The sequence below is a fragment of the Dyadobacter sp. genome, from assembly GCF_039919315.1.
GTDB lineage: Bacteria > Bacteroidota > Bacteroidia > Cytophagales > Spirosomataceae > Dyadobacter.
Genome location: NZ_JBDSFX010000024.1, coordinates 57,561 through 73,721 on the forward strand (window position 1 = coordinate 57,561; position 16,161 = coordinate 73,721).

Below are 16,161 nucleotides of genomic sequence, written 5' to 3' on the forward strand. Positions count from 1 at the left end.
ATTAATATCAATCTCGTACTCAGTTCAACTTCCAACCCGGCCGCTCAAAGTGACAGGTATACCCACCAGGATGTTTTTGCAAATAATCCTGATGCTCCACTTCTGCATTCCAGAAATCAGAAACAGGCACCACTTCAGTGACAATCTTGCCCGGCCATACGCCTGAGGCTTCCATTTCCGCGATCAATGATTCCGCGACTTCGCGCTGGCTTTCGTCCGAATAGAAAATAGCAGAACGGTAGGATGTTCCAATGTCGTTTCCCTGACGGTTTCTTGTGGTTGGATCGTGGATTTGGAAAAAATATTCCAGCAAGCCTCGATAGGTTAACTGTGCGGGATCATATTCGATCTCTATTCCTTCCGCATGCGTTCCGTGGTTTCGGTAAGTTGCATTGGGAACATCACCACCGGTGTATCCCACCACAGTTGAAATGATTCCTGGCTGATGTCTGAAAAGTTCTTCTACTCCCCAAAAACAACCACCTGCCAAAATGGCTTTTTCAGTATTCATAAAGTCTGTTTTTAATGTGTAATGCTATAGTACAAATCCCATGCCTTCATTCAGGCAAAGCTCAATGACTATACAACGATAATTAATTCCAGGTTCAAATGCCGGTGTACCAGGCCCAGCCGTAGTCCCCGTTATCCATAAATTCATCCGTTACCACGATCTTCTGCAAATATTTCATGCTTTTATAACCAATCTGTGTTTCCACTCGCAGCCGCAGTGGAGCACCGTGCTGCACAGGCAGGTTACGGCCATTCATGCCGTATGCGAGAATAGTTTGCGGGTGAAATGAATCTAGCAGGTCAATACTGTCAATATAGCCGTCGTAGGCAATAAAATTGACGAAACGTGCGGTAGGAAGGATACCAGCATCCTGTAACAACACGCGCAACGGCAAGCCGGTCCATTCCGCGATCGCCGTCCATCCTTCTTCGCAGGTATGCCTTGTGATTTGTTTTCGCAATGGAAAACGCTGAAGGTGGGTCATTGAATAAGAGCCCGGTCTTTTTACACTACCTTCCACTTTCAGGCTCCAATCCGCAAATGCCTTCCTATGAAAACGTTCGTAATCCTCACTGAAACCGGAACGGGACGAATCGCCCGGATTGGTAGTACCCGTCGCCGGGAAAGACGATATATCACGATGAGCATATTCCTTGACCAGAGACTGGCCCGGCAGCAGTGTCCGGTGTGCGTTATACGTGAGCATATCGCCCATCCGGAGAATATTGCCATACGTCGGCGGCGAAGACTCCGAACACCCATTCAGCAGCAATGAACCCAGCGCGGATACACCTGTGATAATGGCGTTGCGCCTATTGAGGAGGTTGTTTTTTTTCATGAATGTGCTTTTTTGCTTCAATTATTTGCCAAAAGTCATGGAACGAATGTGTTGCTTAAAACCCGTTCGGATAATCATCACAATATGTACAACCAGAAAAATGACCAGTAATGTAGCGGTAAAGAAATGGATGGTCCGGGCCGATTGCGCGCCAAAAAACAATTTCAATAGCACCGGATATGCCGCAGCAACAGCAGGCGACATGGTGAGGCCGGTCAGAACGATCACGGGTACGAGGAAAACCAGCACTATGATATAAGTACATTTCTGCACCAGACCATATTGGGGGCCATATTGAAACGCGGAACTGTTTATTCGTAAATGACCCGCAATGTCCCTGATGAATGATCCGAGCGAAAACTCCTTCTTACCGGGAACCAGATTCTTGCGAAAATGTCCGCTGAAAATACCCAGCAAAAGATAGATCAATCCAGTAAAAACAAGAAACCAGGCCGACAAAAAGTGCAGACTCCGGCCCCAGCCATTTTGATTGAAGATCTCAAATGTGCGGCTGGAACTCACCGGCGATCCCGGAGCATCGAAAAATGGCGCCGCTTTTGCCCAGCCTCCATGCTGGTGATTTTTGCTGATCGGTAACTCAAACAAGGCGGGTGTAAGATCATTCCCTACCTCCCCCCAGTATAGCCGGGGATGCACCATCAGGATCACATACCCGCTAAAAACCAACAATAAAAAACTAGCAGTACCAACCCAATGTGTGCTTTTGACCCAGGTCCTGTGACGACTATTGTCGGAGGGAACCAAAGGTTGGGCTGTCGCTTCCTGATCCATGATAGCGGGTGATTTAGTATTTGATAAATGTATAAACTACTTGATAATAAAGCAAGTAGCACTGGTGTGCTTTTACATTCACTCACGAATATGGCCAACCACTAAACCAAACCTGCATTCACTCAAGACCATTGGTTAGGTAGGAAACCTCATATTAGCTTTGTTACATAATAATCAATAAGGATTACATCTGGCTTTCAAAAACCAGGACAATTTGTAGCAATGAAAAAACTAAATTCTGCCAAAGAAAATGCGCTGAATGTTGAAATGAGCGCCCCTGTTCGACATATTGATTTGATGAGTTCTTTTCTGTCTCTATTTACAGATAGTGAATTAGTTCAAACTGTGATGTGGATCACATTAGTACCGGCGGAAGAACTTGAATTCGCCGATTAGTCAAACCGGTTTCATTTTTTTCCAATAAAGACAATTGCCTGCACACTTAATTTCAATAAAAGATAATGCGGCGAGAGAGAAATTGGGGTGATTTCCCTCTCGCTTACTCATTTTTCAAATAGCCTGGCAAAATGATTTTCGAGGTGGCTTCGCATCGCATTGCGCAACTGCTCGGAGGTACCGGACGCTATAATGTCTACTAATCCCTTGTGTGATACGAAATTAGCATTAGCCGGATACTTACGAAGCAGCCCGCTTTTGTGGACGTAGTCAAAGACCGGTAGCAGCAGCCGCTGGAATTTTTTCATCGTTTCATTGCGGGTGATTTCATACAGTTTGCCGTGAAATGCAATCTCGTGTTCAATCTGGAAAATCATCCGGTCCGAGGCCGAAGGTTCAGTCTCCACCAGTACTTTCAATGCCGCGACATCATCAGGCGTCACACGTTCCATGATAAAATCGGCCATTCCGATTTCCAGTGACAGCCGCATTTCAAAAATCTCCCTCAAAGTATTATCGTCCAGGATTTTCGGGTTCATGCTTTTTTCAAGAATCGAGACTAAATCCGGACTCGTGATGACAGCGCCCCTGTGTTTTTTCGATTCCACCAATCCCATCAGCCGAAGCCGCAGCATCGCCTCCCGCACGACCGTCCGACTCACCCCCAGCGAATGCGCAAGTTCCAATTCTTTCGGAATCGAGTCGCCTACCTTGAAATCCTTTTCTATAAATAACGCGATGAGGTTGCTTTCCACCTTGTCCACCAGCGAACTGGTATCGATGCTCTTGATGCTTTGAAAAATATCGTCCATTGAACCGTTTAACGTATTATGTCTGACAAAAATGGTGGTTTTCGGGCAATCCGCAAGTTGTTTTCGAATTAAGAAATTGATAATCCCAAAAATAATTTTCGCAAGATGCTTGCAATCAACATTCTAATTCTTCTACCTTTATTATGTCATACATAATACAAATCTTAAACTTAATCCTTTTATGAAATTGAATATTACGCGCTTAAAAGTGCTGCTAAGCCTCGCCGGGGTGTTTCTCGCGCTGGTCATGCACGCTCAGTCGACCCGGACGCTTACCGGTAAGGTGGTATCCGACGACGATAAGCAACCCCTCCCGAATGTGACCGTGCTGCTCAAAGGAAAATCTGTTGCCACAGAAACTTCTGTGGATGGAAATTATTCAATCCTGGTAGGTGGTGGTGATGTGATCCAGTTCAGAATGATCGGTTATGTGATTCACGAGGTACCGGTGGGCATTTCCGAAACGCTTGACATTTCCCTCCAACCGGATGTATCTGCCCTCAATGAAGTGGTGGTAACAGGTTATGGATCAAGCAGCCGCGCCAAGATCACCTCATCCATTGCCAAGCTGGACTCCAAAGTGCTGGAAACGGGCATGCGCGCCAATCCGGCGCAGGCACTCGCGGGAACGATTGCAGGTGTGCGCGTTACCACCGCCACCGGACGACCAGGATCGGTACCTACGATCACATTGCGTGGCGGTACCAACTTCGACGGCAGCGGAAGCCCGCTCATCGTCGTGGACGGACAAGTCCGCGCATCGCTGAGCGACATCAATCCCGACGATATCGAAAGCATGGAAGTGTTGAAAGATGCTTCTGCCACAGCCATTTACGGAGCACGTGCCAGCAATGGTGTGGTGCTGATCACTTCCAAAAGAGGTAAGGAAGGTTCGTCGTCCATCACTTTTAAATCCAAAACCGGGATCAATTTTCTCAATGTTCCTTACGATTACCTGAATGCCGAAGACTATATTAAATGGACGCGGATGGGCGTGGTGGAAGCGATCAAAAATGGTGTGACGACTTCCTCGTTGCTGAGTGGCGTCGGGCCACGCGGAACCGGTAACTTATATAAAGATGCAAACGGTGCCATTCTGGACGGTAATTACGATTCGCGCGCGATATGGAGCACGATGCGCCTGACCGACCAAAACCGGGAACTGCTGAATGCGAATGACGGCTGGAAAACGATGAAGGATGCGGTAAAAACCAACGAGGCCGGTGCCTATGACCCGAACGGTACTAATGCGGACCTACTCTACAAGGACTTTAACTACGGTGATTATGCTTTCAAATCGCCTGCCATTTCGCAGGATTATAATATTGGGATGAATGGTGGGAATGAAAAAGGAGGTTACTATGCCAATTTGGGCTATTACAATGAAGACGGCCTCTCGCTGGGTACCTTTTATCGCAGGCTAACGTTCACATTGAATGGTGATTACAAGATCAAAAGCTGGCTGAAATCGGAAAGCAGTTTGTCTTTTGCCCGTGCAAACTGGCGCGATCAAACCCTGCAAAATGGCGAGGCAAACTACTGGGGAAGAATGCTCTCCGCCCCGCCGACCATGCGCGGAACTAATGCGAACGGTGAGCTGATACTCGGCCGTGATGCGAGCGACGGCAATCCGATCCTGAACATCGCCAAGTATAAAAGAAAAAATCAATCGGACAAATTCACGCTGGGCCAGGCTTTCAAGGTTGATTTTAATGAAGACCTGTTTTTCAAGATTGGAGGGATCATTATGTACGACGAATCTGCGGCGGAGTCATTCAACCGCGATTTTAGGATCGGTATCATGAATGCCACCAATGCCAATACCGGCTGGAACCGCGACAGGGCATCATCCGCAGGTTTCGACCGCACCATCCGCCAGACTTATAATGCCATTTTAAACTACAAAAAATCATTTTTCGGCAAAAATTACATAGATGCCATGGCTGGTTTCGAATATTACGACGAAGCGAATAAAGGGTTCAACGCCGCGGGTAAGCTCGCACCGACCGACGATTTCCAAGATCTGGCACTGACCATTAACGATGCCAACACCCGCACCATTGATTCCTACCACAGCCAGGAGCGCATTATTTCCGCATTTGGAAGACTGAATTATGATTATGATGGCAAATACCTGGCTTCATTTACCGTAAGGAGGGACGGCTACTCGCGTCTGATCGGCGATAACCAGTTTGGCACATTTCCGGCATTCTCGGCAGGCTGGTTGTTGCATAAGGAAGATTTTATGGCCGCAACGCAAAAGTGGCTTTCGTTCCTGAAAGTACGGGCCAGTTATGGTAAAAATGGTAACATTGGTATCGGTACCAACAACGGTATCGGCGTGTATGAATTGCAGGGTGCGTACAGTTCGCAAACTGCCTATAATGGAACGATCGGTTTCTTACAAACCGGCATTGCCAATCCTAATTTGAAATGGGAGAAAAGCAATACCCTCGAAGGCGGCGTGGAAATGGGCTTTTTCAATAACCGGATCACGACCAACATCGCCGTTTACAACCGCGTGACGACTGACAAAATTGCCAGCGTTATCTTGCCGACTTCTGCCGGAGTGAGCAGCGTCCGTACCAACAACGGAAGCATGCGCAACCGCGGTGTTGAACTGGAAGGAGTTTTCAAAGCAGTTCAAAAACAAGATTTTACCGTGCAAATTGGTGCCAATGCAGCCTGGAACAAAAACCTGGTACTGAAACTGCCATACAACGGAAATGCGAATAATCGTCAGGGCGGTCAGCGGATTTACGATCCGAAATCGGGACAGGTGATTTGGGCGGGTGGCTTGCAGGAAGGGCAGGAGTTTGGTGAAATTTACGGTTTCGTGAGCGACGGCATCATCCGCACCGGAGAAGATCTGGCAAAGTATAACAAAATTGACATGGCAGCGGGAGAGGTACAGTATGGTGCGTCGGCTGGAAAAAGAGTAGCCAGCACTACCCTCATTACTTCCAAAAATTTGAGCAAAACCACCTACATCTCTACCCAACTGGGCGATATGATGTGGAAGGATCTGGATCAAAACGACACCATCGATACGCGCGATATGGTTTCAATGGGCCGGACCATTCCAAGGTGGACGGGCGGATTTAACACGACCATTCGTTGGAAAAACCTGTCACTTTTTGCCAGAATGGACTTTGCTCTGGGACACAGGCAAATGGATTTTCAGCAAATGTGGTCATTAGGGAGCTTTCAGGGGGAATTCAATGCTACCCAGCTCGTAAAAGATACCTGGACGCCCGACAATCCTGATGCGAAATATCCGCGCTACACCTGGGCCGATCAGCTGAACTCGAAGAATTTCGACCGGCCGAGTAACATGTTTTGGGTCAATTCGTCTTACCTGGCATTCCGTGAAGTGTCACTGAGCTATACCGTTCCGACGTCGCTGCTGCAAAGAGCAAAAATCGCAGGACTGACATTTACGGCCACGGGTCAGAACCTGGGTTACATTACCAACAAAATGCTGAGCCTGCCTGAGCGTACCGGCTCGCAAAACAGTGCCTATACTATTCCTACAACCCTTATTCTTGGAGCCAACTTCACTTTTTGAAATGATGAAAAAGATCAGATTTTATATTTGCTGTGCACTGCTTTCGGTGCTAGCAACTTCCTGCCAGGATGCGCTTGAACTCACGCCGCAGGATTATTTTGGAGACAGCAATTTCTGGCAGAACGAAGCGCAGGTCAGCAATTTTATGGTGGGATTGCACAAACAATTCCGCGATAACCAGTTCCAGTTTTTACGTCTGGGCGAAATGCGCGGCGGCACTTACAGCACGGTCGACAGGCAGGCCACTTCTCTGAACGAGCTTCCGGTGATCGAGCAGCGTTTGGAAGAAACTTCTTCGGGTGTGAGCAACTGGGCAGGGTTTTACGGCCCGATTTTACAGCTCAATCTCTTTATCCAGAAAGTGGAAGCGATCGGCTTTTTGTCCGAAACCCGCAAAAGTTACCTGCTGGGCCAGGCGTATGCGATGCGGGCCTACTATTACTTCCATTTGCTGCGTACCTATGGCGGCGTTCCGCTGATTTTGCAAGCCGATGTTCTGAATGGAACTACCGACGCTGTACTATTGCGCAAAGCCCGCGCGACGGAGGCGGAAGTACTGTCGGTCATAAAAACGGATGTCAGCAAATCCATCACATTGTTCGGTGCGCAGGGGGTTACCGGGGATAAAAGCCAGTGGTCTCCTAATGCCTCGCTCATGCTCAAAGGAGAGGTTTTTCTATGGTCTGCCAAAGTCTATAATGCGTCGGCCGATCTCGCAGAAGCCAAAACAGCATTGAATGCAGTGACCGGAACTGCATTGCTGCCAAGCTTTGCAGGCGTATTTGCCTATGGCCAGAAAAACAATAGCGAAATCATTTTCGCAATTCGTTACAAGGTAGGAGAGAGCGAAATGACGGGAGTGGCTGCTTACACTTACTCTACATTTAACTTCAATGGATTGCATTACAAGGATTCTCTGGCAAGTGCCGGAGTAGGTAATTTCCTGGTGGATCCGCTGTTACTGGCCGCTAGTAACTCCCAGCAGGTAATCCAGCGCTATGCCTACACATTCGAGCTTTTCCAGTCATACGACGTGAATGACAGCCGACGGAATGCGACTTTTTATGATTATTACAAAGTCAATACGGATGCGAAACCATATGTCGCCACGATCAGAAATACTGCGCTGGTAAAGTTTCTGGGCACGATTGATGCCAACAAACGCTACTTTACAGACGACTGGCCTGTATACCGCGAGGCAGACAGATTATTAATGCTGGCCGAGATCGTGAATGCAGAAGGAGGTGATCCCACTACATTCATTCAGCCCGTTCGCGACCGTGCTTTTGTGCCCGGTAAAGATCCAAAGCCGTTTGTCAATGCAGGAAAGGACGCCAATGAATTGGCGATCTTTAATGAGCGTACCAAAGAATTTGTACACGAAGGAAAACGCTGGTACGACCTGCGCAGGATGAAATATGGTGCTGAACCTCTTATATTTAAGAGTGCAAGTCAGCCTTATGGATTGCTGGATAAAACCACGCAGGGTTACCGGATTCTGTGGCCGATCGAAGCCGCCATTTGGACCAATGATCCGCTCGTAGCACAGACGCCCGGATACCAAACCGCAAGACCTAATTGAGTTGTCCGGAATGTCCCCTGAGTGCGTTACGCTCGGTTCAAAAATGCTCATTTACGAAAGTAAACTGCGCTTTTTGAACCTTCGCAAGCCTTCTCAGAGAACATTCTGAACGAACTCAAAGAACATAGGAAGATTTTTCATTTCAATATTTAGTATCGATGAATTTACATTTAACAGGCCTCATTGCCGCTCCGTTTACACCGATGAACCAGGACGGCAGCCTTAACCTGGATTTGATTCCGGATTATTATCAGTTTTTGAAACAAAACGGCATCACCGGTGCATTCATTTGCGGCTCCACCGGCGAAGGCGTGTCGCTGACGGTTTCAGAAAAAAAGCAGGTCGCAGAAGCCTGGGCGCTATGTGCGAAGGATGATCAGGCGTTTACGATCATGCCTTTGCTCGGCGGCACTTGCATTGCGGACTGTATTGAACTGGCGAAACATGCGCAACAGATCGGGCTGGACGCAGTGTCATTCACCAGTCCGTTTTATTTCAAACCGGCCCATGTGGAAATGCTGGCCGAATGCATCATTGCCATTGCCGAAACGGTGCCGGATATGCCGTTTTACTACTACCATATTCCGGTGCTGACGGGTGTTGGTTTTGCCATGTTCGATCTGTTAAAAGCCATTGACGGTCGTGTTCCGAATTTTGCCGGGATCAAGTACACACATGAGGATTTTATGGATTTTCAAAGTTGTCTGAATTACAAAAATTGCAAATACGATATGCTTTGGGGACGTGATGAAAATATGCTTTCTGCCCTGGCGGTTGGCGCGAAAGGAGCGGTTGGGAGCACATTCAACTATGCCGCGCCGCTCTACTACGATCTGATCGAAGCCTTTAACCAAAATGATATCGAAAAAGCAGGCTCATTGCAGCAAAAATCCATTGATATGATCAGATTGCTGGGTAAATACGGCGGGATTTCTGTCGGTAAAGCCTATATGAAACTTGTCGGAATGGATTGTGGACAGTTCCGTTTGCCTGTGAAAAATATGAGTGAGGCGCAGTTCGCATCGTTCCGGTCGGATGTGGCGGCACTGGATTTTGATTCTTTTAAGTCAGGCCAATTCACAGCGAAAACCATATTTTAATGCAGCTCAAAATCTCCTTCTTTTGTTTTCTCCTTTGCTTACATTTTATGTGGTTACCAACCCTGCATGCCCAGGATCAAAAGGCAAATGACATTGTCTGGACAAATATGGCCACTTTGCCGTCGCCTGCTGCCGGGCAAAAACAGCTAGGACTCGCCGGTGCCTTCACGGGCGTTCACAATGGCGTGCTCATCGTGGCAGGCGGTGCTAATTTTCCGGATGGGACGCCGTGGGAAGGCGGTAAGAAAGCTTACCAGGACGATATTTATGTGCTGAAAAAGCAGCAGGATTCGTACGAATGGATCGCGACGAAAATGCCCCATTTGACAGTGAAATCAGCTTATGGTGCCAGCGTTTCGGTCACAGAAGGTATCGTTTGCATGGGTGGGGAACAGGAGGGGGGAGTAAGCAAAAAAGTATTTCTGATGCAATGGGACGCCTCAAAAAATGAGGTTGTTTTCAAATCACTATCTGACATGCCTGTTGCTTTGGCCAATGCCGGAGCGACCAGCATTGGCAATGTGGTCTACATTGCGGGAGGGGAAAGTAACGGAAAAGCGTCGAATGGTTTTTTCGCTTTAAACCTTTCGGCGACCAATCCCAAATGGGAGGTTTTACCCTCACTGCCTGTGGCCATGTCGCATTCGGTGGTAGTAGCGCAGAATAATGGCAAGCGTTCTCATGTGTATGTGCTCGGAGGCAGGAGCGCCAATGCGAGCGGGATCAGCGAGTTGCATAGCAGCAATTTTGGCTACGACCCCGATAAAAGGAAATGGAAGAAATTGAGCGATATCAATGATGGTAAGGCGGTTACGACCTGGTCGGCCGGAACTGGTGTGGCCAATGGCGCATCCTACATTCTCCTGATCGGCGGCGATAAGGGTAATGTTTTTCATCAGATTGAAACCTACAATGCGCAGATTGCGAAGACTGGAACGCAGGAATTGAAACAAAAGCTGCAAGCGGAAAAAGTGGCTTTGCTGACTTCTCACAAGGGTTTTAGCAAGGAAATTTATCTGTACAACACCATTACTGACGCCTGGGCCAGGATAGGGGAACTTCCCGGCCCGGCCCAGGTCACGACCACCGCTGTGAAGTGGGGCGATGATATCATCATTCCAAGCGGCGAAATCCGGCCCGGTACGCGCACGCCGATGATCACGAAAGGTACCATTCAGCACAAGCCATTTTTCTCCTGGATCGATTCGGCGGTTTTGGGGATTTGTTTTCTCTTGATGACGGCCGGTCGCTTTATTTTCACGGGCAAGACCAACAATACGAATGATTATTTCAAAGGCGGCGAGCGTATCCCGCAATGGGCGGCCGGTATCAGTATTTTTGGGGCCAAGCTCAGCGCCATTACCTTCATGGGCATCCCCGCGAAAACCTACGGGACCGACTGGACCTACTTTTTTCTGTTGATGACGATCATTATGGTGATGCCGCTGGTGGCTGGCTACTTCATTCCTTTTTACAGAAGGCTCAATGTCACTTCCGCCTACGAATATCTCGGCAAACGCTTCAACTACGGCTGCCGGGTGATGGCTTCGTCATTGTATGTGCTGTTGCAAATCGGCCGGATGGGCATCGTGGTACTGCTTCCGAGCATTGCATTGACATTGGTGACAGGCATTAATATCAACATTTGCATCATCATGATCGGCGCGATCAGTATTTTCTTCACCGTCAAAGGCGGGATCGAGGCGGTGATCTGGGTGGAAGTGATCCAGGTTTTGATACTCGCAACGGGTGCATTGTTTTGCCTGTTTTATCTGCCTTTTCACATTAATGACTGGAAATCAGGCATGCACGCATTGGATGAGGCGGAAAAACTGAAAGTGTTTGACTTCCGTTTCGACTTCACCGAGCCCACATTCTGGGTGGTGGTGATCGGCGGATTGGCGATCAACTTGCTCACTTACGGCACCGACCAAACGACGGTACAACGTTACCTGACCACCAAATCGGAGCAGGAGTCCGTCAAAAGTCTGAAACTGGGCGCCTGGCTGACATTACCTTCTACCCTCGTGTTTTTCTCCATCGGTACTTTACTGTTTTTGTTCTTTCGCGAGCAGCCGCAGCAGGTCAATATGGCTTTGAATGATCAGGACAATATTTTCCCCTGGTACATTGTGAGCCAGCTTCCGGCCGGGCTGTCGGGCTTGCTGATCGCCGGGATTTTTGCTGCTGCCATGAGTAGTACCGAGGCCAGCATGAACTCCACTGCGACGCTGCTGACGACGGATTTTTACCAGAAATTGAGGCCGGAAGTGACGCCGAAACAGACTTTATTTTTTGCAAGAACTGCCACATTACTCCTCGGGATCTTCGTGACCTGCATTGCCTTATATATGGCACACAAAGGCGTTTCCTCGCTTTGGGATAAGTTTAATACCATTCTCGGCTTGTTCACTGGCTGCATTGGAGGCGCGTTTATCCTGGGCATTTTCACCAAAAGAGCGAGCGGAAATGGCGTCATGGCGGGTATGGCGATCAGTTGTGTGACACAGATCCTGATCCAGCAATACACCGACATTCATTTGCTGATGTACGCCTTTACCGGACTGGTCAGTTGTGTTATTTTTGGCTATATTTTCAGTTTGTTCATGCCCGCAGAGAGAAATCTGGAAGGGTTAACGATACGCTCATAATGGTTAGAATCCTGCTATATATCCTGCTGTTTGTCCCGTTTGTTGGCTTTGCTAATGCGCAAAATGCGAGCGATACTGGGCTTACATTGGCGCCGGTTTACTCAGATCATATGGTTTTGCAGCGTAATAAGCCGGTTGTGATCTATGGAAAAGCGATCGGGGGCGGGCAGGTAACAGTCAGTTTTTTGAATACAACATTAGTTACCAATGCAGATGGTACAGGGAAATGGAAAGCTGTTTTTCCTGCATCGAATCAGGGCGGACCTTACACGATTTCTGTTTCTGCAAAAGATAAGAAGATCGTTTTAAATGATGTTCTGATTGGTGACGTATGGCTTTGCTCAGGGCAATCCAATATGGATTTTCAACTGAAAGATGCCCAAACCGGTGCGGAAGAACTTAAAAAGGGTGATTTCAATCCTAACATTCGTTTGCTGAAATTCGGTGGACTTGTTTCAACGGGGAATGTCTCCTGGGATTCGGCAGCACTTGCGAGGATCAATCGTTTCCATTTTTTTGCGGAAAGCTGGAAAACACTGCATACAGCTTCTGCTGCGTCGTTTTCTGCGGTTGCTTATTATTTTGGTAAAAAAATAACCTCCCAAGAAAATGTTCCCATCGGCCTGATCCAGGTCGCATTGGGCGGTTCACCGACAGAATCCTGGATCGATCGCGCCATACTCGGACGGGATGTTCAGTTCGCTGGAATGCTCAAAAACTGGCAAAATTCAGAACAGGTGATGGAATGGTGCCGCGAGCGGGCTGCAATTAATGTAGCCCATGCAAAATCGGAGCAAAATCATCCTTACAAGCCAGGTTACAATTTTCAGGCTGGCATCGCTCCGCTGACAGATTTCCCGATTGCCGGGGTGATCTGGTACCAGGGTGAAAGTAATGTGCACAATGTGAAATCGCACGAGCAGCTTTTTCAAATGCTGGTCAAAAACTGGCGAGAGCAATGGGGTTATGAATTTCCGTTTTATTACGTGCAATTGTCAAGTATTGACAGACCCAACTGGCCGGAATTCAGGGATTCCCAGCACCAAATGCTGACGAAAATCCCAAATTCAGGAATGGCGGTAAGCTACGACCTGGGCGATTCATCGAATGTGCATCCGATTCGTAAAAAGGAGATCGGCGAGCGGCTGGCAGCTTTGGCGCTCCATGATGTTTACAAAAAGAACATCCTATTCAATGGCCCTGTCGCCAAAAGAGCTGTTCGGAAAAATGGCGCGATTGAACTTGAATTTTCATCGGGCCAAAAGCTTTTAACCAAAAACGAAAGCCCGCTGACTGGTTTTGAACTGGTGAATGATGCTGGCGAGCGACGGGCGACGACTGCGATAATAAGGAAAAACAAGGTGATCATTGCGATTCCCTCCGGAGAGAAAATCAAAACAGTTTTGTACGCCTACCAACCTTTCACAAGGGCCAATCTTTACAATGAAGCAGGATTGCCAGCTTCTACCTTTTCAATTTCTGTGCAATGAAAATTTGAATTTCAATGAGTTATACAAAATCAGACCTGGAAAATCTGGGTACTTTTTACCGTCACCAATTACTTCACGATACGGTTCCTTTCTGGTTTCCCAGGTCACTGGACGAGAAATTCGGTGGTTACCTGTTGATGCGTGATGACCATGGGGCGTTGATCGACGATGACAAAGCCGTATGGATTCAGGGCCGGGCCGCGTGGCTGCTGGCGACATTATATAACACCGTCGAACCCCGAAAAGAGTGGCTGTATGGTGCAAAATCAGGCATTGATTTTTTGAACGACCATTGCTTCGATACCGACGGGCGCATGTTTTTTCATGTAACCAGAGCTGGTGAACCGATCCGTAAGCGCCGCTATTTTTTCTCAGAAACCTTTGCTGTAATCGCCAATGCGGCGTATGCAAAAGCCAGCGGAGATGAGGCGGCGGCCGAAAAAGCACGGTACCTTTTTGGTAAATGCATCGAGTACGCGACCATTCCGGGCCTTTTGGAACCGAAATTCACCGGAATCCGCCCCGCCAAAGGCATCGGCATACCCATGATTCTGATGAACACGGCCCAGCAGCTGCGCGAAACGATCGGTGACCCACGTTGTGACGGGCTTATCGATCAGTTTATCAAAGAAATAGACACTGATTTTGTAAAAGACGACATACGGTGCGTGATGGAGCAAGTAGCGCCGGACGGCAGCATTATAGACCATATCGACGGCCGTACATTGAATCCCGGGCATGCGATTGAGGGCGCGTGGTTTATTTTACACGAAGCTAAGTACCGCAACAATGATCCGCATTTGATTGCACTGGGCTGCAAAATGCTGGACTACATGTGGGCGAGAGGCTGGGATGAAGAATTTGGCGGTATTTTCTATTTCAGGGATGTGTATAACCGGCCGGTGCAGGAGTATTGGCAGGATATGAAATTTTGGTGGCCGCATAATGAGGTAATTATTGCCACGCTTTTGGCTTATACATTGACCGGAAACGAAAAGTACGCGAAATGGCACAAAATGGTGCATGATTATGCTTACAGCCATTTTCATGATGCGGAAAACGGTGAATGGTTTGGTTATCTGCATCGGGATGGGAGCGTGTCGCAGACGGCGAAAGGAAATTTGTTCAAAGGGCCGTTCCATTTGCCGAGGCAGGAATGGTATTGCGCCCAGCTTATGAAAGAAGTAGCCGGAATGGACCAGGCAACAGGAATTTTTGAAACTAAAAATAAAAGCATTGTAATATGAAAATCGTGAAACTGATCCTTATAACCCTCATTTTTTGCCACCTGACAGTTCATGCACAAACGCCTGTTTTTGTGTCGGGAACAGAAGGATACAAATCATTCCGTATACCTGCGATCGTTCGTGCGCCGAATGGTAACCTGCTTGCATTCGCGGAGGGTAGGGTTGCCGGTAGCGGCGATTTCGGGGACATTGACATTGTCATGAAACGCAGTAAAGACAACGGGAAAACCTGGTCCGCTGCCGAAGTTGTGGCTGGCTACGACAAATTACAGGCTGGTAATCCGGCGGCGGTCGTTGATCTGAGTGATCCTGCTTTTCCGAAAGGCAGATTGTTCTTGTTTTTTAACACCGGAAATAACCATGAAGGCGAGGTGAGGAAAGGCAAGGGACTGCGGGAAGTCTGGTACAAAACATCTACCGACGCAGGCATAACCTGGGCCGAGCCGGTGAACATTACTATGCAGGTCCACAAACCCAAACAGCCGGAAGTGAATGCGGCCTACAATTTCAATGAGGATTGGAGAAGCTACGCCAACACGCCAGGGCACGGTACGCAGCTGACGGAAGGCCCGTACAAAGGCCGGCTTTACATTGCCGCCAACCATTCGGCAGGTGATCCTAAACCAAAAGGCGCCGACTATCAGGCGCACGGATTTTACAGTGATGATCATGGCAAGACATTCAAATTGAGCGAGACCATTGCCATAGAAGGCTCCAACGAATCTACCGCCGCGGAAATTTCCGGCGGCAGGATCATGTTCAATGCACGCAACCAGAAAGGCGACATACGGGCGAGGATCGTAGCGGTGAGCAGTGATGGCGGCGTAAAATGGGACACCACCTATTTTGACCATAACCTGCCCGATCCGGTTTGCCAAGGTAGTATTTTGACCATTGGAAAAAACAAAAAACAGAACATACTAGCCTTTTCGAATGCCGCTGATACCAAAAATCGGGACAATCTGACGCTAAGGATTAGTTTTGACGACGGAAAAACTTGGACGAAGCAGTATCTCGTCGACAAGAGCAAGAATGGCGAAAAGGACTTCACGGCTTATTCCGATCTGGTGCAGACGGGCAAAAAAAGTGTTGGGATCTTGTATGAATTGAATGGCTACCAATCCATAGTTTTTAAGGAAATGGCCTGGAAATAATATCGTACATTTGAGGTTCA

At 48.1% G+C, this 16,161-nt stretch carries 12 protein-coding genes; 8 read left to right on the top strand and 4 right to left on the bottom strand.

Features of this window, described 5'->3' with window-relative positions; genetic code table 11:
* Positions 1 to 19 precede the first annotated feature (19 nt).
* The 3 genes from msrA to ABIO93_RS07230 form a co-directional block, all read right to left on the bottom strand.
* Complete coding sequence (msrA, locus tag ABIO93_RS07220) at positions 20 to 511, bottom strand: peptide-methionine (S)-S-oxide reductase MsrA (protein WP_348065982.1); 492 nt, start codon at positions 509 to 511, stop codon at positions 20 to 22.
* Positions 512 to 605: 94 nt separating this feature from the next.
* On the bottom strand, positions 606 to 1,349 hold the full coding sequence (locus tag ABIO93_RS07225) for a molybdopterin-dependent oxidoreductase (protein WP_348065985.1): 744 nt from the start codon (positions 1,347 to 1,349) through the stop codon (positions 606 to 608).
* Between the two features lie 21 nt (positions 1,350 to 1,370).
* Positions 1,371 to 2,141: a cytochrome b/b6 domain-containing protein gene (locus ABIO93_RS07230; protein WP_348065988.1), complete on the bottom strand. Its 771-nt coding sequence runs from the start codon at positions 2,139 to 2,141 to the stop codon at positions 1,371 to 1,373.
* Positions 2,142 to 2,363: 222 nt separating this feature from the next.
* Here ABIO93_RS07230 and ABIO93_RS07235 point away from each other — a divergent pair, with 222 nt between their 5' ends.
* The gene (locus tag ABIO93_RS07235) at positions 2,364 to 2,537 is read left to right on the top strand and encodes a hypothetical protein (RefSeq protein WP_348065990.1); all 174 of its coding nucleotides are present in this window, start codon (positions 2,364 to 2,366) and stop codon (positions 2,535 to 2,537) included.
* A gap of 107 nt (positions 2,538 to 2,644) precedes the next feature.
* Here the strand turns inward: ABIO93_RS07235 and ABIO93_RS07240 are convergent, their stop codons facing one another.
* Positions 2,645 to 3,349 carry an FCD domain-containing protein gene (locus ABIO93_RS07240; RefSeq protein ID WP_348065992.1) on the bottom strand — a complete coding sequence of 235 codons (705 nt, stop codon included), beginning with the start codon at positions 3,347 to 3,349 and terminating at the stop codon, positions 2,645 to 2,647.
* A 181-nt stretch (positions 3,350 to 3,530) separates the two neighbouring features.
* Here ABIO93_RS07240 and ABIO93_RS07245 point away from each other — a divergent pair, with 181 nt between their 5' ends.
* From ABIO93_RS07245 to ABIO93_RS07275, 7 genes are all read left to right on the top strand, one after another.
* A complete protein-coding gene (locus ABIO93_RS07245) occupies positions 3,531 to 6,917 on the top strand; it encodes a SusC/RagA family TonB-linked outer membrane protein (protein ID WP_348065994.1) in 3,387 nt (1,128 codons plus the stop codon).
* 1 nt (position 6,918) lies between these two features.
* Positions 6,919 to 8,499, top strand: a complete 1,581-nt coding sequence (locus tag ABIO93_RS07250; protein ID WP_348065996.1) for a RagB/SusD family nutrient uptake outer membrane protein — start codon at positions 6,919 to 6,921, stop codon at positions 8,497 to 8,499.
* Between the two features lie 158 nt (positions 8,500 to 8,657).
* Complete coding sequence (locus ABIO93_RS07255) at positions 8,658 to 9,599, top strand: dihydrodipicolinate synthase family protein (protein WP_348065998.1); 942 nt, start codon at positions 8,658 to 8,660, stop codon at positions 9,597 to 9,599.
* A gap of 47 nt (positions 9,600 to 9,646) precedes the next feature.
* Positions 9,647 to 12,250 (top strand): sodium/solute symporter, encoded by a 2,604-nt coding sequence (locus tag ABIO93_RS07260; RefSeq protein ID WP_348066000.1) that lies wholly within the window; start codon positions 9,647 to 9,649, stop codon positions 12,248 to 12,250.
* A complete protein-coding gene (locus ABIO93_RS07265) occupies positions 12,250 to 13,740 on the top strand; it encodes a sialate O-acetylesterase (protein WP_348066002.1) in 1,491 nt (496 codons plus the stop codon). The genes ABIO93_RS07260 and ABIO93_RS07265 overlap by 1 nt, the downstream gene beginning before the upstream one ends.
* Positions 13,741 to 13,754: 14 nt before the next feature.
* Positions 13,755 to 14,987: an AGE family epimerase/isomerase gene (locus ABIO93_RS07270; RefSeq protein WP_348066004.1), complete on the top strand. Its 1,233-nt coding sequence runs from the start codon at positions 13,755 to 13,757 to the stop codon at positions 14,985 to 14,987.
* Positions 14,984 to 16,141, top strand: coding sequence for a sialidase family protein (locus ABIO93_RS07275; protein WP_348066006.1), 1,158 nt, complete (start codon positions 14,984 to 14,986; stop codon positions 16,139 to 16,141). The genes ABIO93_RS07270 and ABIO93_RS07275 overlap by 4 nt, the downstream gene beginning before the upstream one ends.
* Positions 16,142 to 16,161 lie beyond the last annotated feature (20 nt).